The 20,122-nt window shown below is 50.8% G+C and carries 20 protein-coding genes; 16 read left to right on the top strand and 4 right to left on the bottom strand.

What is annotated here, in order from left to right:
• Nucleotides 1–27 precede the first annotated feature (27 nt).
• From IEW11_RS22955 to folE, 5 genes are all read left to right on the top strand, one after another.
• The gene (locus IEW11_RS22955; protein WP_188533422.1) at nt 28–579 is read left to right on the top strand and encodes a DUF402 domain-containing protein; all 552 of its coding nucleotides are present in this window, start codon (nt 28–30) and stop codon (nt 577–579) included.
• Between the two features lies 1 nt (nt 580).
• Complete coding sequence (gene lepB / locus IEW11_RS22950) at nt 581–1,168, top strand: signal peptidase I (protein WP_188533421.1); 588 nt, start codon at nt 581–583, stop codon at nt 1,166–1,168.
• 15 nt (nt 1,169–1,183) lie between these two features.
• On the top strand, nt 1,184–2,344 hold the full coding sequence (queG, locus tag IEW11_RS22945) for a tRNA epoxyqueuosine(34) reductase QueG (protein WP_188533420.1): 1,161 nt from the start codon (nt 1,184–1,186) through the stop codon (nt 2,342–2,344).
• Between the two features lie 187 nt (nt 2,345–2,531).
• Entirely contained in the window at nt 2,532–2,750 is a 219-nt protein-coding gene (locus IEW11_RS22940; protein WP_188533419.1) for a YneF family protein, read from the top strand.
• A 39-nt stretch (nt 2,751–2,789) separates the two neighbouring features.
• Nucleotides 2,790–3,383 (top strand): GTP cyclohydrolase I FolE, encoded by a 594-nt coding sequence (gene folE, locus IEW11_RS22935; protein ID WP_188533418.1) that lies wholly within the window; start codon nt 2,790–2,792, stop codon nt 3,381–3,383.
• 90 nt (nt 3,384–3,473) lie between these two features.
• On the opposite strand, the gene IEW11_RS22930 is transcribed toward folE, so the two are convergent.
• Nucleotides 3,474–4,583: a Fe-Mn family superoxide dismutase gene (locus IEW11_RS22930; RefSeq protein ID WP_188533417.1), complete on the bottom strand. Its 1,110-nt coding sequence runs from the start codon at nt 4,581–4,583 to the stop codon at nt 3,474–3,476.
• Nucleotides 4,584–4,650: 67 nt separating this feature from the next.
• Nucleotides 4,651–5,700 (bottom strand): alpha/beta hydrolase, encoded by a 1,050-nt coding sequence (locus IEW11_RS22925; protein ID WP_188533416.1) that lies wholly within the window; start codon nt 5,698–5,700, stop codon nt 4,651–4,653.
• A gap of 270 nt (nt 5,701–5,970) precedes the next feature.
• On the opposite strand from IEW11_RS22925, the gene IEW11_RS22920 reads away from it, so the two are divergent.
• Entirely contained in the window at nt 5,971–6,714 is a 744-nt protein-coding gene (locus IEW11_RS22920; RefSeq protein WP_188533415.1) for an IclR family transcriptional regulator, read from the top strand.
• A gap of 135 nt (nt 6,715–6,849) precedes the next feature.
• Here IEW11_RS22920 and IEW11_RS22915 read toward each other — a convergent pair whose 3' ends face one another.
• Nucleotides 6,850–7,416, bottom strand: a complete 567-nt coding sequence (locus tag IEW11_RS22915) for a GbsR/MarR family transcriptional regulator (protein WP_188533414.1) — start codon at nt 7,414–7,416, stop codon at nt 6,850–6,852.
• 255 nt (nt 7,417–7,671) lie between these two features.
• Between IEW11_RS22915 and IEW11_RS22910 the strand changes: the two genes are divergently transcribed.
• The 3 genes from IEW11_RS22910 to IEW11_RS22900 are packed head-to-tail and all read left to right on the top strand — an operon-like array spanning nt 7,672 to nt 10,584.
• Nucleotides 7,672–8,886 carry a quaternary amine ABC transporter ATP-binding protein gene (locus tag IEW11_RS22910; protein WP_188533413.1) on the top strand — a complete coding sequence of 405 codons (1,215 nt, stop codon included), beginning with the start codon at nt 7,672–7,674 and terminating at the stop codon, nt 8,884–8,886.
• Nucleotides 8,873–9,706 carry an ABC transporter permease gene (locus IEW11_RS22905; RefSeq protein WP_188533412.1) on the top strand — a complete coding sequence of 278 codons (834 nt, stop codon included), beginning with the start codon at nt 8,873–8,875 and terminating at the stop codon, nt 9,704–9,706. Before IEW11_RS22910 ends, IEW11_RS22905 begins: the two co-directional genes overlap by 14 nt.
• A gap of 17 nt (nt 9,707–9,723) precedes the next feature.
• Nucleotides 9,724–10,584 (top strand): glycine betaine ABC transporter substrate-binding protein, encoded by an 861-nt coding sequence (locus IEW11_RS22900; protein WP_188533411.1) that lies wholly within the window; start codon nt 9,724–9,726, stop codon nt 10,582–10,584.
• A gap of 127 nt (nt 10,585–10,711) precedes the next feature.
• Here IEW11_RS22900 and acnA read toward each other — a convergent pair whose 3' ends face one another.
• On the bottom strand, nt 10,712–13,423 hold the full coding sequence (acnA, locus tag IEW11_RS22895) for an aconitate hydratase AcnA (RefSeq protein ID WP_188533410.1): 2,712 nt from the start codon (nt 13,421–13,423) through the stop codon (nt 10,712–10,714).
• A 220-nt stretch (nt 13,424–13,643) separates the two neighbouring features.
• On the opposite strand from acnA, the gene IEW11_RS22890 reads away from it, so the two are divergent.
• From IEW11_RS22890 to IEW11_RS22860, 7 genes are all read left to right on the top strand, one after another.
• On the top strand, nt 13,644–14,714 hold the full coding sequence (locus IEW11_RS22890) for an amidase domain-containing protein (protein ID WP_188533409.1): 1,071 nt from the start codon (nt 13,644–13,646) through the stop codon (nt 14,712–14,714).
• 58 nt (nt 14,715–14,772) lie between these two features.
• Nucleotides 14,773–15,891: a D-alanine--D-alanine ligase gene (locus IEW11_RS22885; protein ID WP_188533408.1), complete on the top strand. Its 1,119-nt coding sequence runs from the start codon at nt 14,773–14,775 to the stop codon at nt 15,889–15,891.
• Between the two features lie 21 nt (nt 15,892–15,912).
• On the top strand, nt 15,913–16,230 hold the full coding sequence (locus IEW11_RS22880) for a hypothetical protein (protein WP_188533407.1): 318 nt from the start codon (nt 15,913–15,915) through the stop codon (nt 16,228–16,230).
• The gene (gene uvsE / locus IEW11_RS22875) at nt 16,227–17,273 is read left to right on the top strand and encodes a UV DNA damage repair endonuclease UvsE (protein WP_188533406.1); all 1,047 of its coding nucleotides are present in this window, start codon (nt 16,227–16,229) and stop codon (nt 17,271–17,273) included. Before IEW11_RS22880 ends, uvsE begins: the two co-directional genes overlap by 4 nt.
• 85 nt (nt 17,274–17,358) lie before the next feature.
• Nucleotides 17,359–18,129: an enoyl-ACP reductase FabI gene (gene fabI, locus IEW11_RS22870; RefSeq protein WP_188533405.1), complete on the top strand. Its 771-nt coding sequence runs from the start codon at nt 17,359–17,361 to the stop codon at nt 18,127–18,129.
• 81 nt (nt 18,130–18,210) lie between these two features.
• On the top strand, nt 18,211–19,032 hold the full coding sequence (locus tag IEW11_RS22865) for a sulfite exporter TauE/SafE family protein (protein WP_188533404.1): 822 nt from the start codon (nt 18,211–18,213) through the stop codon (nt 19,030–19,032).
• A 134-nt stretch (nt 19,033–19,166) separates the two neighbouring features.
• Nucleotides 19,167–20,021 carry an inositol monophosphatase family protein gene (locus IEW11_RS22860; protein WP_188533403.1) on the top strand — a complete coding sequence of 285 codons (855 nt, stop codon included), beginning with the start codon at nt 19,167–19,169 and terminating at the stop codon, nt 20,019–20,021.
• Nucleotides 20,022–20,122 lie beyond the last annotated feature (101 nt).

Here is a 20,122-nt window from a genome sequence, read left to right as displayed (position 1 = left end):
AATAGAAAAGATTATAGGGAGTACCGCATGAAAACGTACCGACCATGTGTGATCAAGAGCTTTAAACACGATGGAAAACTGCATCGAATGTGGCTTAAAAATTGGCTTGTGCCAAGTCACCTGCTTGCGCCTGAGCATGCGGTCGAATCCATGATTGTGCTGATCAATGAACAGACGCCGATTCAAGAGTCGGACGGTAAAATATGGACAAGCAAGGTGCCTGCCGTATCTTTCTTTATTCCCAAGCTGTGGTTTAATGTCGTTGCCCTGCTTGAAGAACCGGGAATTCGGTACTATTGTAATGTAGCGTCCCCTCCTTATCTCCATGAAGATGTTCTTACTTATATCGATTATGATCTGGATGTGATCCGAACATCGGACGGTTCGATGTTTGTCGTTGATCGGGATGAATATGAACAGCATAAAGCGGTTTATCTGTACCCGCAGCTTGTGGAGGATAAGGTCATGGCGGGATTGAGGCAGTTAACAGGGCGTGTACGCGGGGGCAATCCGCCTTTTAATGACGATGCTGTATACAGTTATTATGCTGGTTGGAAAAAAGACAGAAATGAGGTGTAACATGAGCCGTGCTTCCTTACGCAAGTCGAGCGATAATCCAGGTTCACCGCGTCCCTCCCGTTCCAAATGGCTGGCAGAGCTGCTCGATTGGTTCAAAACGCTTGCATTTGCACTGGTGATCGTACTGCTGCTTCATTTCTTTGTATTTAATTTGTCCACGGTAGAAGGCTCTTCGATGGAACCGACGCTGGATGAGAAAGAGTGGCTGTTCGTCAACAAAGCCATCTATTTGTTAGGTCAGCCCGAGCAGGGCGATGTTGTGATTTTAAAAGATCCGGAAGTGGGACCGGAGCGCAAGGATTATCTGGTGAAACGAGTTATCGGTGTACCTGGTGATGTGATTGAGATTCGCAACCAGAAGTTGTACCGTAATGGAGAGCTGTTCTTGGAAGCCTATACAGATTCCGATGTGGATGATTTGGATTTTGGGCCCCATACGGTTGAACAGGGAAAATATTTCATCATGGGGGATAATAGGCATGCCGGAGCGAGCAGGGACAGCAGATCATTCGGCACGGTAACGGAGGATATGATTCTCGGCAGAGCAGATGTCATTCTCTGGCCGATTACGAAGATGAAGTTTCTATAATCCAAGGAGGCAGTGATGAGCAAGTCTTATTATGCTAAGCTAAAAGCCGAGCTGCTTGAAGCGCTGCCTAGCCTTGGTATCGACAAGCTGGGTATTGCGTCGGCTGAGCCGTTCAGAGAGTTAAAACATACATTGTACAGACATCGTGAGCTCGGCTATGAGTCGGGCTTTGAGGAGCCGGATTTGGACAAGCGTACTGATCCGGCGTTATTGTTCGATGATCCGCAGTCGATTATTTCAATTGCTGTCGCTTATCCGTCCAAACTGAAAAACGCTCCGAAGTCCGAGCCTGGCGCCCACCGGGGCATTTTGTCACGTTCGGCTTGGGGGATGGATTATCATCATGTGCTTAGAAATCGATTGGCCAGACTGGAAGCGTGGCTTAAGGAACGGATTCCTCATTTTCGTGCGGAGAGTATGGTGGATACAGGCGAACTTGTGGATCGCGCTGTGGCGCAGCGTGCAGGAATCGGATGGAGTGCGAAAAATTGCTCCATTATAACGCCGGAATTCGGTTCATGGGTATACTTAGGCGAAATGCTGACGAACCTTCCACTTCCTCCGGATATCCCGATAATCGATCAATGCGGCGAATGCACAAAATGCATCGATGCTTGTCCGACGGGAGCGCTGGTCGGCCCAGGGCAGCTGAATGCCCAACGTTGTGTTTCGTTTGTCACGCAAACCAAAGGATTTGTCTCTGACGAGATGATGCGCAAGATCGGCAATCGCCTCTATGGCTGCGATACCTGCCAGGTTGTATGCCCGGTTAACAAAGGGTTGAACTGGACCCATCAGCCTGAGCTTCAGCCTGATCCAGACCAGGTTAAGCCGCTTCTTGTACCGATGCTCACATTAAGCAACCGTGAATTTCAGGAAAAGTATGGTACAAGCTCGTCCTCGTGGCGAGGCAGAAAACCGCTCCAACGTAACGCTGTTATCGCGCTGGGCAATTTTAAGGACGCAAGTGCGGTACCTGCGTTGATTGCTGTATTGCGCGAGGATCCGCGTCCAGTGCTGCGGGGAACTGCTGGATGGTCACTGGGGCGCATTGGCGGCAAGGAAGCGGAAGCTGCGCTAAGCGAAGCGGCCAGGCACGAACAGGACGGGGAGGCCCGCTCCATGATTGAAGATGCCCTGGGTCAGATAAAAGCTGCAGCATGCAAAAGAGATTGAATGGGTGGCCAAGAACACCAACCGTTACGTATTACTTCAAATCGACAGTCCGATGAGGCGAATGGTCATTTGTCGACATGAATCCGGTGGCCCCGACATAAAAATCCGATTGCTTGGACTGGAAAAATTACAGATAGACATGGTATTATAAAGTGCACTAACAAAGATGGAAAGGTGAGGAAAGAATATGGTATGGGATATTATTATTCCAATTATTACGTTAATTGCGGGGTTGGCAGGCGGCTTTTTTATCGGCGTATTCTACCTTCGCAAACAGCTTGAAAAAATGCAAAGCGATCCCGAAATGCTGCAGAAGATGGCAAAACAGATGGGTTACAATATGAACAAACAGCAGTTGCAGCGCGCGCAAAACATGATGAAAAATCAAAAACCCGGCCGCAAATAACAGCAGCTTGCAGGGGTTATGAAAGAGGAGGGGAACGGGTTGGCGGGAAAAAAAGATTACGTCAATTCGATGGTCACCCGTAATCGGGAACAGATCGAGAAACACGTCAAGGAGATTCTAAAGCTCGTTGGCGAGGATGTGGAGCGTGAAGGCCTGCTTGAAACGCCCGCCCGTGTGACGCGGATGTACGAGGAGATTTTTGCCGGCTATGAGGTGGATCCTCGTGATGTGCTTGGTGTGACATTTGACGAGCAGCACGAAGAATTGGTCATCGTAAAAGATATTGTCTATTACAGCCAGTGCGAGCATCATATGGCGCCATTCTTCGGTAAAGCGCACATCGGTTACATTCCAAGCGGTAAAATCGCCGGTCTAAGCAAGCTTGCCAGACTGGTTGACGCCATTACGCGCCGTCTGCAAGTGCAGGAGCGGATCACTTCGCAAATAGCAGATATTATGGATGAGGTTTTGAAGCCGCATGGCGTAATGGTTGTCGTTGAGGGTGAGCATCTATGCATGTGCGCCCGCGGCGTGAAGAAAACAGGCAGCAATACGGTCACTTCCGCAGTTCGTGGCGAATTCCGCAAAAATTCGGCGCTGCGTTCAGAGTTTTTGGCACTGCTCAAGCATTAGATTTTACAATTCGACAAGCGTAGTCCCGGGTTAGTATACACCCGGGACTTTTTTTGACATTACTGTACCACCCCAAGGCTCAGGCAGTATTCAAAAAGGCTCCCATTTGAGCTTGCTGGCCTGCAAAAACCGTTCGTTCACATAAGGCCAGTTAATGACATTCCACCAGTCCTTGATATAGTCGGCCCGTTTGTTTTGGTGTTTGAGGTAATAGGCATGCTCCCAAACGTCCAGCGGCAGAACCGGGATCACATCCCATTGGGACAAATTCTGATGTTTTTCCGCTTGCAGAATTTCCAGCCTGAGGCTCCGTGGACTCCAGACAACGATCGCCCATCCGCCGCCCTCTACTTTCTCGGCTGCCTGGCTGAACTGTTTCTTGAACGCTTCAAAGCTGCCGAAGTCGTTGTTGATTTGCTGCGCTACCGGCCCTGTCGCGGGTCCGCCGCCCTGCGGGGACATGACAGTCCAAAATAACGTGTGCAGATAGTGACCTGCGCCATTGAAGGCCAGTTCCCGTTCCCAATGCTTGATCAGATCAAAATTCCCGCTCTTGCGGGCGTCAGCCAGCTCCTTCTCCGCCTTATTCAGCCCATCCACATAGCTTTGATGATGTTTATCGTGATGAATCCGCATCGTAGCTTCGTCAATATAAGGCTCCAGCGCGTTATTAGCATAAGGAAGAGGCGGCAGGGTGTGGCCGCCGATCGGAACGGAAGCTTTCTCTGCACGATTGCCGCCGTCATCCTTTACGTCAGCCTCTTTTTCCGCCTGATTATCACTACGTGTTATGTCGGAGATAACATGCAAGAAATATTCAGACTCTCTTATGATATGAAGGATGACGGTTTGGGCAATGGGGCTGCTGCGAACGGCGCCGCTATGCTGCATCAGCATGTTTAACTGAGCGACAAATGTTCGGGATTGATTAACCGAGGCGTAAAGCAGGCTGTCCACCTGCATGGCGGTTTCCGGTGTTATCTGTTCCGGTTGAGGCAGACACTTTTTCAGCCACGCGGCAGCGCATTGCTCTGTGCTGGCGAAGACAGGCTCCCATTCCTTTAGCAGATTCACATACTGCGGCTCCAGATTAGGCGTGATTTCCCGGATCACAACAGTATGCTCTTTTTCTTGGGTCTTCCAGAATAAAATTTCTTCCAGCCATCTCAAGGGCATATAACGCCCGTAAATAAAAAGCACGACACCAGGCCTCCTCCTGCTGAATACATCCTCTACTTCATAAGATGTATTCAGCAGGAGGGTTGGACTATGTCGCGCTTGCTAAGGTTGTTTGGTCGTGTACCCGGCTTAAGAATAATGCAGCCCGATGGATATATTCCTTGGGCTGAGCGCGGAAGAGCAGCTCGTGGTGGCCATCGGGAATGATCCAGACATCGGATAGCGGGTTCATCTGCATATTGGAGATGGCTTGAGCCGTGTCGACAGACGCTTTGGAATCCGCTGTTCCATGAATCATAAAGATCGGTATCGAATAGGCGGTTTGCATTACTTGTTGTGCCGGAATCTGGTTGAAGCTCGTGCCGGTCCATACGGGCAACAAGGATTCAATCAGCGGCAGCGATGGGAACCGGGGCAAATTCACAAGCTGTGTCACATTCTGAAATAAGGCTTCCGGATCCGGGAGAAACATGCTGTCCAGAATCATGGCGTCAATCAAATTCGTCTGCAGCGCGGTCTGCAGCGCAGTTCCCGCACCCATGGAGAAGCCCCAGACGACAATCTCATTCGCGCCTTGCGCCCTGGCAAATTCTACAGCCGCAAGAAGCTGCTGGGATTCTTCATGGCCTCCGGTTGCCGGATACTTATTGGTGGTCGATGCATAACCGTAATCAAATAACAGTACATTATAATTTAATCCGTGAAGCAGGTCCGCTAAATCATACATCGGCACCCAGGTTTCTTCCCGGTTTGCTCCATATCCGTGGCTGAATACTACAGTGCGTTCAGAATACTGCCCGGCAGGAATATACCAGCCGTCGACCATTGTTTTGCCGCTTGCGCTCGGAAACACCACATCGGAATAATTCAGGTTCTTGGCAAGCATGGGATTAGAGGTAAGAGGCGCGACATAGGGATTGGCGAGCATCCATGCAATAAAACCATGAAAAGCGACAACAAGCAGCATTGTAAATGCGACAACCGCTGACAGAACAGCGATGGCGATATGTCTTCGCCGAACCTGCTCGGCAGCCGGCATGCTGCGGGGCTGGGATCCGTGATCGGGATACAAGCCGGGATGGACATTGGGGGAAAAGCCGCCTTCCAACGGCAGCGGTGACAGGACAGAGGTGCTCATCATTATCCCTCCCATGGATAAAATTACCTATATAAAGAATGAACAAAGACTGAACATAGGTTGATTAATATGAGATGAAAGCGTTTTACTGAATGACTTACTTTCATCGTATGTCTTTCGAACCAGACTGTCAATTGATCTGGACGTAATGTTAAACACTTGTAATATAGCTGTAAAATAACGAGAGATGCTTTACGAGAATCATTCTCATAGGTTATACTAGGTGTAATTGTGTTTCATTGTGTGAAACACAAAGGGGAGGCTGCCAGCATGGAAGAGCAAAAGTCGAATGTACGCGCCGTTGAAAGGGCGCTCGATATATTATTATGCTTCACTGCCGGAACGGATCTGGCCATGACGGAAATTGCGGACCGTGTCGGTTTGCATAAAAGCACGGTGCACCGCATGCTGGCGACGCTTGAGGATAAAGGGTTTATCACTCGTGACCGGGTAACCGACCGGTACCGTCTGGGTATGCGGGTATGGGAGTTATCGGCGCATTTGTCCAATAATGACGATCCTGCGATCATTTGGCTGCCGGAAATGGAAAGGCTTCGCGACATGCTTGGCGAAACAGTCAGCCTCTATGTGCGCGACGGAAAAGAACGGATCCGCATTCAGGCGGTTCAGAGCAATCAAGCGGTGCGGCGGGTTGCGCCGGTCGGCGTCAGGCTGCCGTTATATGTCGGGGCATCAAGTAAAGTACTGATTGCTTTTGCGGATTCGCAGGAGCGGGAGGCGATTATGGCGGATGCTTCGTGGCCGTCATCTATTGATGCCGGGCTTTTCCGGGAGCAGCTGGAGGACATAAGAAGAAATGGCTACGCGACAAGCATTGAAGAGCGCGAGCCGGGTGCGGCTGCGGTTGCCGCGCCGATCTTTAATCGCTCAGGCAGGCTTGCCGCGGCGTTGTCGATCTCCGGCCCAGCTAACCGGCTTACGCGAGAGATCATGAAGGAGCATGCGCCGGTGATCATGAATTCAGCACGATTAATGGGTACAATGCTCAAATAGTTCAACTGTGCGCATCCTTGTAAACAGCGTTTTAAGGCTCATCTGATATGCCCTATGCGGCATATCGAATGAGCCTTCTTTGCATGACTGGAGCTGGTTTTTCTCAAGCAGGTGCATTTTACTGCATGTTTGTCACTAGAAATCTTTTTCTTCTTTAGGAATCAGTTCGTAGATTTTACCGGTTTCGAAGGAATCAATCAGACGCAGAAGCCAATGGTAGTAATTCAGGGCTTCTTTTATTTTTTCCTCATCCTTAATCAGCAGCTCGCACAGAGGCTGATTCTCCTCATTCAGCTGTTTCAGCTCACGAATTTCTTTGAGTGACTTCATCAGTGCGCTCGAATTCATCTCGACCGCTTTCCTCCATTTGATAGAGAAATAGTCGATGAAATTTTGATGCCAATCCGGCACGACCTCATACAAATCCTTGCGCGAGCCTTTGCCCCATACCTTGGTGATCATCTTCAAATCCATTAATGTACGCATACCCGTACTCATGGATGTCTTGCTCATGCCCATCGTCTCGCTCATTTCGTCGAGCGTTGCCGGAGCGCCGTTGAAATACATATTTCCATATAAATGGCCAATGGAAAGCGTGATGCCATATAGATCCATATTCTTTCCGATGGACTCAATGACTCGCTGCCGTGCCTGGATGATTTTATTTCGCTGGTCTTCAGTTAAGCCTTCTAATTCTTTCATTGTCGTTATCCTCCCGAGGACGTGTCCGGCTTCCTCTCTTTAAGGCTGTCTATCAAGCATTGTAAACAAACAAGCCCATGGATGTAAAGGAGCATCTTATAGTGAAAATCAATGAGATAAAGAGTATACAGTAATAAAAGTGCGTAAAGTTAAAACTGTACAAAGTATATGGAGTTATAGCCCGTTTGCCCATTATAGGAAAAAAGCACTAAACTATTACAAGTCAAGGAATGCCAGATGTAAAGGAGGGGGAAAGTGCCGATTATCGAGATCAAAAAGCTTACTAAGATATTTGGGACAGATCCTAAACGTGCCGTTCCTTTATTAAAGGACGGATGGAGCAAGGAAAAAATTTTTAAAGAAACGAAGCTGACGGTTGGGGTCAACCAAGCGGAATTCAGCATTGAGACAGGACAAATTTTCGTCATCATGGGCCTCTCGGGCAGCGGAAAATCAACATTGGTGCGGCTTCTTAACCGGTTGATCGAGCCGACCTCGGGGCAGGTGTTGTTTAACGGCAGTGATGTGCTGCAGATGAATGCCGAGCAGTTGCGCCAGTTCAGGCGGAAAAATATGGGGATGGTATTTCAGAAGTTTGCGCTGTTCCCTCACCGGACCGTGGTTCAGAATGTGGAATACGGCCTGGAGATTCAAGGGATGAGCAAAGCCAAAAGACGAGAGATGGCCATGCAATCCTTGGAGCTGGTTGGACTGAAGGGCTGGGAAGACAGCTATCCCGATCAGTTAAGCGGCGGCATGCAGCAGCGTGTAGGGCTTGCAAGAGGACTGGCGAACGATCCGGACGTGCTGCTTATGGATGAAGCCTTCAGCGCGCTCGATCCGCTAATTCGCAAGGATATGCAGGATGAACTGATTGAGCTGCAGTCGAAGATGAAGAAAACAATCGTATTCATCACGCACGACTTGGATGAGGCGCTGAGAATTGGGGATCAAATCGCCCTGATGAAGGACGGAAGCATCGTTCAAATCGGCTCGCCTGAAGAAATTCTGATGCAGCCCGCCAACAAATATGTGGAACGATTCGTCGAAGATGTGGATTTATCCAAAATATTGACTGCTTCACATGTGATGCGCAAGCCGGAGACGATAACGGCTGAACGCGGACCTCGTGTTGCCCTCCAGCTGATGCGGGATAGAGGCGTATCCAGCCTTTATGTTGTCGATAAAGATAAAGGCATGAAGCTGATTGGCGTCATTACCGCAGAGGATGCTGCAGGTGCAATCAAGGAAGGCCTGCCGCTCGACGATATCATTCAGCGCGAGCTGCCTTCCGTCAGTCCGGATACGCTTCTTAATGAGCTGTTTGAAATCATGGGTAATACAAGGCTGCCGGTAGCAGTAGTCGATGAAAGCGGAAGATTAAAAGGGATTATTATCAAGGGTGCCGTACTGGCCGCTCTTGCGGGTAATACCGTACCGGAAGCAGGTGTACAGCTTGGACATTCCTAAAATACCGTTAGGCAGCTGGATCGAAGCCTTGGAGGATTGGATGAGCGCCAATTTCGGTCCGTTCTTCGACGTGATTAAGTTTGTTATCGGGATGATCGTTAAAGGCTTCGATATTGTGCTGCGGGGTACACCTGATTTATTGCTTCTTGTTATTCTGGTTGCACTCACATGGTACATTGCAAAATGGAGAATGGGCTTGTTTGCGCTCATTGGCCTATTACTCATCCACAATTTGGGATATTGGAGCAATGCGATGCAGACCTTGTCGCTTGTACTGACTGCAGCGTTGTTATCCATTGTGATTGGCGTACCGCTCGGGATTTTATGTGCCCGTAAGAACGTCGTACAAAATATCGTTACGCCGGTGCTTGATTTCATGCAGACGATGCCTGCATTTGTTTATTTATTGCCGGCGATCTCATTCTTCTCGCTGGGGATTGTCCCAGGGGTGATCAGCTCGATCATCTTCGCGATTCCGCCGACGATCCGGTTGACGAACCTTGGGATCCGGCAGGTGCCGCAGGAGCTCGTGGAGGCTGCGGATGCATTTGGCTCTACGCCGTCGCAGAAGCTTTACAAGCTGCAGCTGCCGCTTGCGATGCCAACCATTATGGCCGGTATTAACCAGACGATCATGCTGTCCTTGTCGATGGTCGTTATTGCCTCCATGATCGGGGCGCAGGGCGTAGGGACCGATGTTCTGCGCGCTGTACAGCAGACAAGAATCGGTACCGGCTTTGAAGCCGGGCTTGTTATCGTCATTTTAGCCATTTTGCTTGACCGCTTGACGCAAACCGTGATGAAGAAATCAAAAAAATAAAAAAATAGGGGGATTTTATGTTGAAGAAACTGAACTTGTTGTTATCTGTTTTTATGGTCACTTTGCTGCTCGCAGGCTGCTCTGCGAATAGCGATGAGAAGAACATTACGCTGGCTTATGTCGCTTGGGATTCCGAGATAGCCAGCACCTATGTGGTGAAGGAAGTATTGGAACAGAAGCTGCATTACAATGTGGAGATGCTGCAGGTCGATGCCGGCCCGATGTTCGCGGGTATCGCTGATGGCAGCGCGGATGCGATGGTAGCCGCATGGCTGCCGACCACGCATGCTTCTTATATCGACCAGTATGGTGACCGGATCGAAGACCTCGGCCCTAATCTGGATGGCACGAAGATCGGTCTTGTAGTTCCGGCTTACATGGACATCAACAGCATTGAGGATCTGACAAGCGAAGAAGTAGGAAAGACAGTAAACCATCAAATCATCGGTATCGAGCCAGGTGCTGGCCTAATGATGGCAACAGAATCGGTATTGGATGAGTACGAGCTGCGCGGTCAGTGGACTGTGCTGGAGAGCTCCTCTGCAGCAATGGCGCAAGAGCTGGATAAGGCTTATCAAGCCGAGCAGCCGATTATTGTGACCGGCTGGACGCCGCACTGGAAATTCGCGAAGATGGATCTGAAGTACCTGGAAGATCCGAAAAATGTATACGGCGGTGATGAGCAGATCCATACGATCGCCCGTCAAGGCTTGGAAGAAGATAAGGCCGATGCTTATGCCCTGCTGGACAACTTCTCCTGGACACCGGACGACATGGCTGCGGTCATGGTTGAGATCACAGAAGGTAAATCTCCGGAAGATGCTGCTAAAGCATGGGTGAAGCAAAATGCGGATAAAGTGAACGAGTGGATCAACTAACATAATAGAATATCATGATTTAGAAAATAGAAGAATGGCGGTCCAGGAATAACACCCTGTACCGCCATTCTTTCGTATCTATCCATTTTGTCCCTAGTGAGCGATGTCTCTAGCGAGTTGAGCTGAATTACATTTGAGCGATCATTTGGCGCAGTACCGTTTGCAGGATACCGCCGTTGCGATAGTAATCGACATCCACCATGGAGTCGAGGCGAACCGTCGCTGTAAACTCGAAGGATGTGCCGTCTTCGCGTGTTGCGACCACGGTAACTTTTTGACCTGGTGTAACGGCGTTGGACAGCCCTTGAATATCGAATGTCTCGCGGCCGGTAATACCAAGCGTAGACCAGCCTTGGCCTTCTTGGAATTGCAGCGGCAGCACGCCCATGCCTACGAGGTTGGAACGGTGAATCCGCTCGAAGCTTTCAGCAATAACGGCTTTTACGCCGAGCAGGAACGTACCTTTAGCCGCCCAGTCGCGGGAGCTTCCGGTTCCGTATTCTTTACCGGCAATAACAACGAGGTTCGTGCCATCTTTTTGATATTTCATGGATGCATCATAGATTGACATCACTTCATCGGTCGGCAGGTATTTCGTTACGCCGCCTTCCGTTCCTGGAGCAACCTGATTGCGGATCCGGATGTTAGCGAACGTACCGCGCATCATCACATCATGGTTACCGCGGCGGGAGCCGTAGGAGTTAAAGTCTTGTCTGGCTACGCCATGCTCAATCAGGAATTGGCCGGCCGGGCTGTCAACCTTGATGTTACCTGCTGGCGAGATATGGTCGGTTGTAACCGAATCGCCGAGCAAAGCCATCACTTTTGCGGCTTTGATGTCCGCAATGTCGTTCAGCTCGGAACCAAGGTTCTCGAAGAATGGCGGGTTAGCGATGTAAGTCGAGTTAGGATCCCACTCGTACAGCTCGCCTTCCGGTACCGGAATCGCGTTCCAGCGTTCGTTCTGTGTAAATACATTCGCGTATTTGTCACGGAACATTTCCGCATTGACTGCTGCATCGGCTGCCTCGGCAATTTCTTTGGAGGATGGCCAGATGTCTTTCAGGTATACCGGCTCGTTCTTCTGATCATAACCGATCGGCTCATTCGCCAAATCAATATTGACCGTACCGGCAAGCGCGTAAGCGACGACAAGCGGCGGCGATGCCAGGTAGTTTGCTTTTACCTGCGCGTGTACGCGGCCCTCGAAGTTCCGGTTACCGGAAAGTACTGCAGCAACCGTCATATCATTATCTGCGATCGCTTTGCTTACTTCATCCGGCAATGGTCCGGAGTTGCCGATACAAGTTGCACAGCCGTAACCGGCAACATGGAAGCCAAGCGCTTCGAGCGGCTCGATCAGGCCAGCTTTTTTCAAGTACTCCGTTACGACCAGGGAACCTGGCGTAAGCGAGCTTTTTACATATGCCGGCTTAACGAGTCCGCGCTCGACCGCTTTTTTAGCGACCAATCCGGCACCCAGCATAACGGTAGGGTTGGACGTATTCGTACAGCTTGTGATTGCGGCGATAACAACAGCGCCGGTTTTCATTTTGCTGACTTGGCCGTCATTATGTTTTACTTCAACATTTTGATCGATCTGGCTGTCGCTCAGGCCGTATCCGCCTTTATCAATCGGCGTGCGGATGATATCGTTGAAGGCTTGCTTCATCGACGTCAGTTCGATCCGGTCTTGCGGACGTTTCGGACCTGCAAGGCTCGGCACGATGGAGGACAGGTCAAGCTCCAGTACATCGGTGAACACCGGATCAGGCGTGTCATCGGTACGGAACATGTTTTGTGCTTTGTAATAAGCTTCTACGAGTGCGATTTGTTCTTCCGTACGCCCTGTTTGACGCAGGAAATCCAGTGCGATCGTATCAACCGGGAAGAAGCCGATCGTTGCGCCGTATTCTGGCGCCATGTTAGCGACTGTCGCACGGTCAGGCAGGCTGATGTTGGAAAGGCCTGGTCCGAAGAACTCGACAAATTTGCCGACAACGCCTTTTTTACGAAGAATTTGTGTAACAGTCAGTGCAAGGTCTGTAGCGGTAGCGCCTTCGGCCAGCCTTCCTGTCAGCTTCATGCCGATAACTTCAGGCATAACGAAGTAAAGCGGTTGGCCAAGCATACCAGCTTCTGCTTCGATACCGCCGACACCCCAACCAACAACGCCAAGGCCGTTGATCATTGTGGTATGGGAATCTGTTCCGACGAGGGAATCAGGATAAACGACAGTCTCGCCATCCACGGTTTTCGTTGCGGCAACAGAAGCCAGGTATTCAAGGTTAACTTGGTGAACGATACCCGTTGCCGGAGGTACGGCACGGAAGTTATCGAATGCCGTTTGCGCCCAGCGCAGGAAGCGGTAGCGCTCTTCGTTGCGCTCAAACTCGATTTTTTCATTGAACTCAAGAGCATCCGGGCTTCCGAACGCATCCACCATTACGGAGTGGTCGATAACCAGATCAACCGGTACAAGCGGATTGATCTTCTTCGGATCGCCGCCTGCTTTCTTCACGGTGTCGCGCATCGCTGCGAGATCGACAACAACCGGTACGCCGGTGAAATCCTGAAGAACGATACGTGCAGGGATGAATGGAATTTCCTTATCTTCGCGGCCATCCGCCCAGGTGGCCAATTGTTTCACATGCTCGGGGGTAATGGCACGGCCGTCAAATTGACGGACAGCAGCTTCGAGCAGAACTTTAATGGAAAAAGGAAGCTTCGAGATGTTTCCCAATCCCTGCTCTTCAAGCCCCTGAAGCCGGTAGTAGGCATACGACTTGCCGCCGGCGTCGAGCGATGTGCGAACGGAGTATTGATCTTGTTTAGACATTGTTAGTTCCTCCTTGTCGCTTTCATCGGTTTTGCTGCGATTCGTTGAGTTAGTTTCACTGTATGAAACACATTTTCATAATCGCGATTACTCTTAGTATATCGTTAATTTAGGGTGAACGTAAAGAGGGTTTTCATCATGAGAACGTCATTTTATTCATATAATGAACAAGTCGTTTGCGCACTTCCGAACGTCAACCAAAAGCCGGGGAGGGTTAGTCATGCCGCGTTCGCACAGAACCAAGCCGCAGCCGCAAGGCCTGCAGGGCTGGAAAGCCGCCATTCACGAATACGTCAAGCTGATCAATCAAGCGGAGATTGAACATGACGCTTCGCTGCTAAGACCGTTTGTTGCGGATTCGGATCATTTGAACCGGCTGGATTGGAAGCTTGTCCGAACGCGAGAACGGGAGCAGTCCCGCCATGCACGCTCTGTCAGGAATGAAGCAAAGGCGGAACTTGTCCGTGTTCATGAATCCGGCCAGGAGGCTTCGGTGCTGCTTCGGTTCGACCTGAAAAGGACTGTCGAACATAAAGGCAGCAGTTATTTGGAAGAACGGCGTGAATATGAGCGGGTTTGGGTACAAGAATATATAAACTCGTGGCGAATCATTCGCATCGAGCCTGTTGTCGCGGAGCGGCGGCCCCGTTTTGGCGCGTCAGCCTCCGCCTCGGCGGAAGAAGTCATACCGCCGTCACATGAACATCGGCCCATTTACAAATTCCCTTCAATACCCTATTTAAATTATGACATTTTAACGCATTTCAATCATCGGCCTTCAAAAATTTCGTACCGCAGGGAATTGGCGGCAGCTTATGCCGATCATTGGTGGGATAAACCGAACCCTTCCTATGAGGAATTCGAGGTGAACTGCACCAATTACGTGTCTCAGTGCCTCTTTGCAGGCAAAGCTCCGATGAACTATACTGGTAGAAGGGAATTAGGATGGTGGTACCAAGGCAGGGATAACGGCAAGGAATGGTGGAGCTACAGCTGGGCGGTGTCCAATGCGCTTCAATCGTTATTGGCTGCTTCCAAGGGGCAAGGGCTGCGCGCGCAATTGGTGCAATCTGCGGATCAACTCGCTCTGGGGGATGTCATTGTCTATGATTGGAACGGTGACGGACGTTACCAGCACAGTACAATTGTAACAGCTTTTGATACCAATGGGATGCCGCTTGTGAACGCAAATACGGTATCGAGCCGCCATCGTTATTGGGACTATCGTGATTCTTATGCATGGACGGAAATGACCAAATATCGTTTTTTTCACATTGCCGACGAGTTTTAATGATTGAAGCACGCTTGCTGCAAAGTATGGGAAATTATATGTAACCGGAGGAAAGCTAATGGGGGAGAAAGTGCGGGTTGGATTGATCTACGGCGGGAAATCGGGAGAGCATGAGGTGTCTCTGCAAACCGCACTCGCGGTCATGAAGGCATTCGATTTTAACAAGTATGAGATTAAACCTTTTTATATTTCGAAGTCAGGCCAGTGGCATGCAGGTGAGCTGCTGCTGGAGGCGCCGAAGGAAGTTGCTCAGCTGCGGTTCGATGCGGGGGAAGGAAAGCAGGAGGAAGATGCGCTGGTACCGGTATTTAAGGGGCTGACTGCCGCTGCTTCGAAGTCCGAACATGCAGATGCAGAGATCGACGTTGTGTTTCCGCTGCTGCACGGCACGTATGGTGAGGACGGAACCATTCAAGGGCTGCTTGAAATGGCAAACCTCCCTTATGTGGGAGCTGGTGTTTTGGCCTCCGCTGTCGGGATGGACAAGGTGTTGATGAAAAAGGTATTCGCGCAGGAAGGGCTGCCTCAATGTATATTCCGCTACTTTAACCGGACGCAATGGAAAAAGGATCCAAACTTTTTCATTATGGAGGTTGAAGTGTCGCTTGGTTATCCTTGCTTCATTAAGCCGGCCAACCTTGGCTCGAGCGTCGGGATATCGAAAGCGAAAAACCGCGAGGAGCTCATTGAAGCGATCGAATATGCATTCCGTTTTGACCGCAAAGTCATCGTTGAGGAATTTGTCGAAGCGCGGGAAATTGAAGTGAGCGTGCTTGGAAATGACGAGCCGCGAGCCTCAGTTCCGGGCGAAGTCATTTCTTCCAGCGAATTTTATGATTATAAAGCGAAGTACATGGATGGCAAGTCCGTCATGCAGATTCCTGCTGAAATTCCGGATGAAACGGCGCAAGCAGTGCGGGACATGGCGCTGCGCGCTTTTATGGCGATAGACGGCTCCGGCTTGTCGCGTGTCGATTTCTTCATGCGCAAGTCCGATGGACAGCTGCTCATTAATGAAGTCAATACGATGCCGGGCTTTACGCCGTTCAGCATGTACCCGCTCATGTGGAAGGAAACGGGCGTTTCCTACCGGGAGCTGCTTGATGCACTCATCGATCTGGCGCTTGCCCGCCATGCCGATAAACAGCAAATTGATTATAGCGGCGGTTCGTTGTAATTAGAATTAGGAGGTTTGAGAATGGGGTTTGGAACGGAGTTTAATTCGGTATGCAAGTTCAAGTCGGAGCAAGAGCTGTATGAGCTGCTTGAGTACGGCCGCGGCAAAATGGTCAAAAGCGGGTTTCGCGTTTTTCCGACGGGACAGAAGGTCATTGCATACACGCCTAAAAATGAGGCGATCGCGATCGTGCGGATCGTCGCGTCCATTGCCGAGATTAATTTCCAGGGAGAGGAAATTACACAGGTAGAGATGGAACTCGTGCGCAAGCTCACCGAGGAAGAGTCGAGAATTCAGACGGCTCTCGCGCATGAGATGTTCTTCGGCGAACGAGAATGATCGTAAGGTTCGGCTTCGTCGCGATGAGCATGCTGCTTGAGAATGCATCGCCTTCGCGTACGATGACCTACAAGAACTTTGCCAAGCTGGCCGACCGGGGAGCGGCTGTGCGGAAGCTGGAGCGAATCGCGGAAGAAAACTTGAACCACACGCTGAGGGTGCTCCGGCATGCCGTGGCACACGATATTCGCGTATACCGTTTCTCTTCCAGGCTTATTCCGTTGTCCACCCATGATGAGCTTCATGATTGGAATCCGTTTGAAGCGCTTAAGGATGCATTTGCCGAGGTGGGACGTTATGTGCGTGAGCAAAGGATGCGGGTATCCTTTCATCCGGATCATTTTTGTGTGCTCAATTCGCCCCGCCCGGAGGTGCTTGCCAAGTCTATAGCGGACCTGGAGAACCACGTCCGGATGCTGGATGCAATGGGGCAAGACGAAAGAAGCAAGTGCAATATTCATGTCGGGGGCGCATACGGGGATAAAAAGTCGTCCGGCGAGCGGTTTATTAGGCAGTTCGCCGAGCTGGATGACCGATATAAAAGGCGGATCACGCTGGAAAATGACGATAAGACGTTTACGGCGGAGGAAACGCTGGCGATCGCGGAAGCATCGAACGTGCCGATGGTGCTGGATATCCATCATCATGCGGTTAATGGCGGCGGGGTGCCTGATTCCCGGCTGACAGGCGAGATCTGGCCGCGGATCGTCCGCACCTGGGAAGGTGAGCGGAAGCGCCGTCTGGGACAAGCCGCATCAGTTAAGCCAAGCGGGTATAGCGACGAGCTGCCGCCAAAGCTGCATGCTTCCAGCCCCAGAAGCGAGCGCGATCCGCGCAGCCATGCCGACCATGTGGAACCTGGACCGCTGCTTCGATATTTATATGAGATCGCAGACTCCGTACCGCGCATCGATGTCATGCTGGAAGCCAAACAGAAGGATGCGGCTTTGCTTCAACTGATGGAGCAGCTTCGTTTGTTGGAGAAAGCGGGCGAACCTGTAACGGTTATTGATGGAGCAAGTGTGGAGATTAATTCGCGCTGACTCTTGATATCTTTTGCCAAATGCAGTAATTTGGACATGAGGTATTGTATACGTTTCCCATATGGGAGAGGAGGATTATAAAATAATGAGTGAGTTACTAAAAGGAAAAAATATTCTGGTCATGGGAGTTGCCAATGACCGCAGTATCGCTTGGGCGATTGCTCAATCGCTGGCTTCGCAGGGCGCCAGATTGGCTTTTACATACGAAAGTGAGCGGGTAGAGGAGCGGGTGCGCAAGCTGGCGGATACCATACCGGGCGCAATTACTCTTCCTTGCAATGTAACGGTCGATGAGGAGATTGATTCCCTGGCCGATCAAGTAAAGGAGCAGTTCGGCGTGCTGCACGGCTTGGTGCACAGCATTGCATTTGCCAAAACGGAGGAGCTCGAAGGCATGTTTGTGGACACGTCGCGTGAAGGCTTCGCATTGGCACATGATATCAGTGCCTATTCTTTGACAGCCGTGGCCCAGCGGATGTATCCGCTGATGACTGAGGGCGGAAGCATCATGACAATGACCTATCTCGGTGCGGAACGCGCGCTGCGCAACTACAATGTCATGGGCGTTGCAAAGGCGGCACTGGAGGCTTCTGTCCGGTATTTAGCGAATGATCTCGGACCGCATAACATTCGGGTGAACGCGATTTCTGCAGGACCGATTCGTACATTGGCGGCCAAAGGCATCAAGGATTTCAACTCGATTCTGCGCCAAGTGGAGGAGAAGGCGCCGCTGCGCCGGACAACCGAAACGGCAGAGGTCGGCGACACCGCGATGTTCCTGATGAGCAATCTTTCGCGCGGCATTACAGGCGAAGTGATCTACGTCGACAATGGGTATCATATCGTTGGGGTGTAAAATACCCTTCTTTCAACCCTGCACTGCTTGTTTACCGGCAGTGTAGGGTTTTCGATTTTTCAACGAGAGTAGGCTAATCGAATGCTTGAAATTGTTTTGTTTGTGCTGCTCGGACTTATCGCCGCGATCTTCGGCAGTATCGTAGGCCTTGGCGGGGGCATTATTATCGTGCCTGCGCTTATGCTGCTGGGGTCGCAGTTAACCGGAGCGCCTATCGATCATGCGACTGCAGTGGGCACATCGCTTACCGTCCTTATTGTGACGGCGCTCGCTTCAACGATGTCATATGCCAAAGAAAAGCGCGTTGATTTTCGTAGCGGATGGATGTTATTTATTACAAGCGGCCCGGCGACCATGATCGGTTCATTGATGACTGGACTTTTGCAGGGGGGCGCTTTTCAGCTCGTATTCGGCCTGTTCATGCTGTCGATGGCCGGCTTGTTAATTGCCCGCGAATATTTAAAGCCGATTACGAAGGCTTGGCCAATCGAACGTACCTATGTGGATGCCGCAGGGAACGTTCATACGTATGGATTTGCTATAGCGCCGGCGCTTGCCGTAGGATTCGGGGTTGGGCTCGTCTCCGGTTTGTTCGGCATTGGCGGCGGTTCCTTATTTGTCCCTGTTATGGTGCTGCTGTTTCGATTCCCTGCGCATGTAGCGACAGCGACCTCTATGTTTGTCATATTTCTGTCCTCTATACTGGGGAGCGGCGTACATGGCTGGCTTGGGGAGATCGACTATTGGCTGGTGCTGCTGCTCGTGCCGGGAGCATGGATTGGCGGCAAGCTCGGCGCTTATATTGCAGGCAGGATGACAGGGAAAAAGCTGTTATGGCTGCTGAGGATCACGTTAATCCTATTGGCCATTCAGCTCATTGTGGAAGGCTTGGCGAAGCTTTGATTACGAGTTGACGTGGATGGATATCTGAATTAGGCTTAATTTTGCAAGAATTGGGCGAAACTAAGAAGATATCCTCTCGTATATTAGAGCAGTGAGCGCTGAAACGAATTGATAGGAAAGTAGAGTGATGGACAGTGTCAGATCCAGGAAATGAATCGATCGTTGGAAGAAAAAGCTTTACCGCCGTGGCCATCAACTGTGCGGCTAAAGCGGGAGAATGGATTAAAACGAAACTCGGGGCCTATTCGAGCCTTGATCTTAAATATTCGTCGCAAGACCTGGTAACGGAGGTAGACCGCGGCTCGGAGAAGATGATACGCAATCTGATCATGACGCATTTTCCGGACCATTCCTTTCTTGGTGAAGAAGGGGTGGAGGCTGGGCCGGAAGCTTCGAAGAAAGCTCTGCAAAACGCACTTGAAGAGGAATATGTGTGGATTGTCGACCCGATTGACGGTACAACCAATTTTGTGCATGGATTTCCATTCTTTTCGGTGTCCATTGCGCTTGCTTACCGCGGCGAAGTCATTGTCGGGGTCGTGTATGACCCTTCCAGGGATGAACTGTTCGTCGCCGAGAAAGGCAAAGGGGCTTATATGCACGGCAAGCGAACGAGCGTAGCTTTGCAGACCACGTTGCGCGAGAGCTTAGTGGCAACGGGACTGCCGGCGGATCAGCATTATGCCCTGCCAATCAATCTGAAGGGAGTGCAGGCAATAACTCCCCAAGTGCGAAACATACGTATCGCCGGTTCTGCGGCACTCCATATGGCTTATGTTGCAGCAGGAAGGCTTAATGGCTTCTGGGAGATTGGACTGAACAGCTGGGACCTTGCCGCCGGATCGCTGCTGATCCAAGAATCCGGGGGACGTGTAACCGATACGTTCGGAGAGCCTTATCATCTATCGGTTCGAAACGTTGCAGCCAGCAACGGCCATATTCACGATGAGCTGTTGGATGCGCTGAAAAAAGCGGAAGCGCAGGGCTAAAGGCGTCAGCATGGGCACAGGCTTATCATTAGAACGACTCCCTCAGGCGGCGGTGCTGCCCGAGGGAGTTGCTGTATCAAGCCAAAGTGCATAGTGTGAGA

The organism is Paenibacillus abyssi (genome assembly GCF_014640295.1).
GTDB lineage: Bacteria > Bacillota > Bacilli > Paenibacillales > Paenibacillaceae > Paenibacillus_D > Paenibacillus_D abyssi.
The sequence above is the reverse complement of the archived record's forward strand: the minus strand, read 5'-3'. Positions and strand labels throughout refer to the sequence as shown.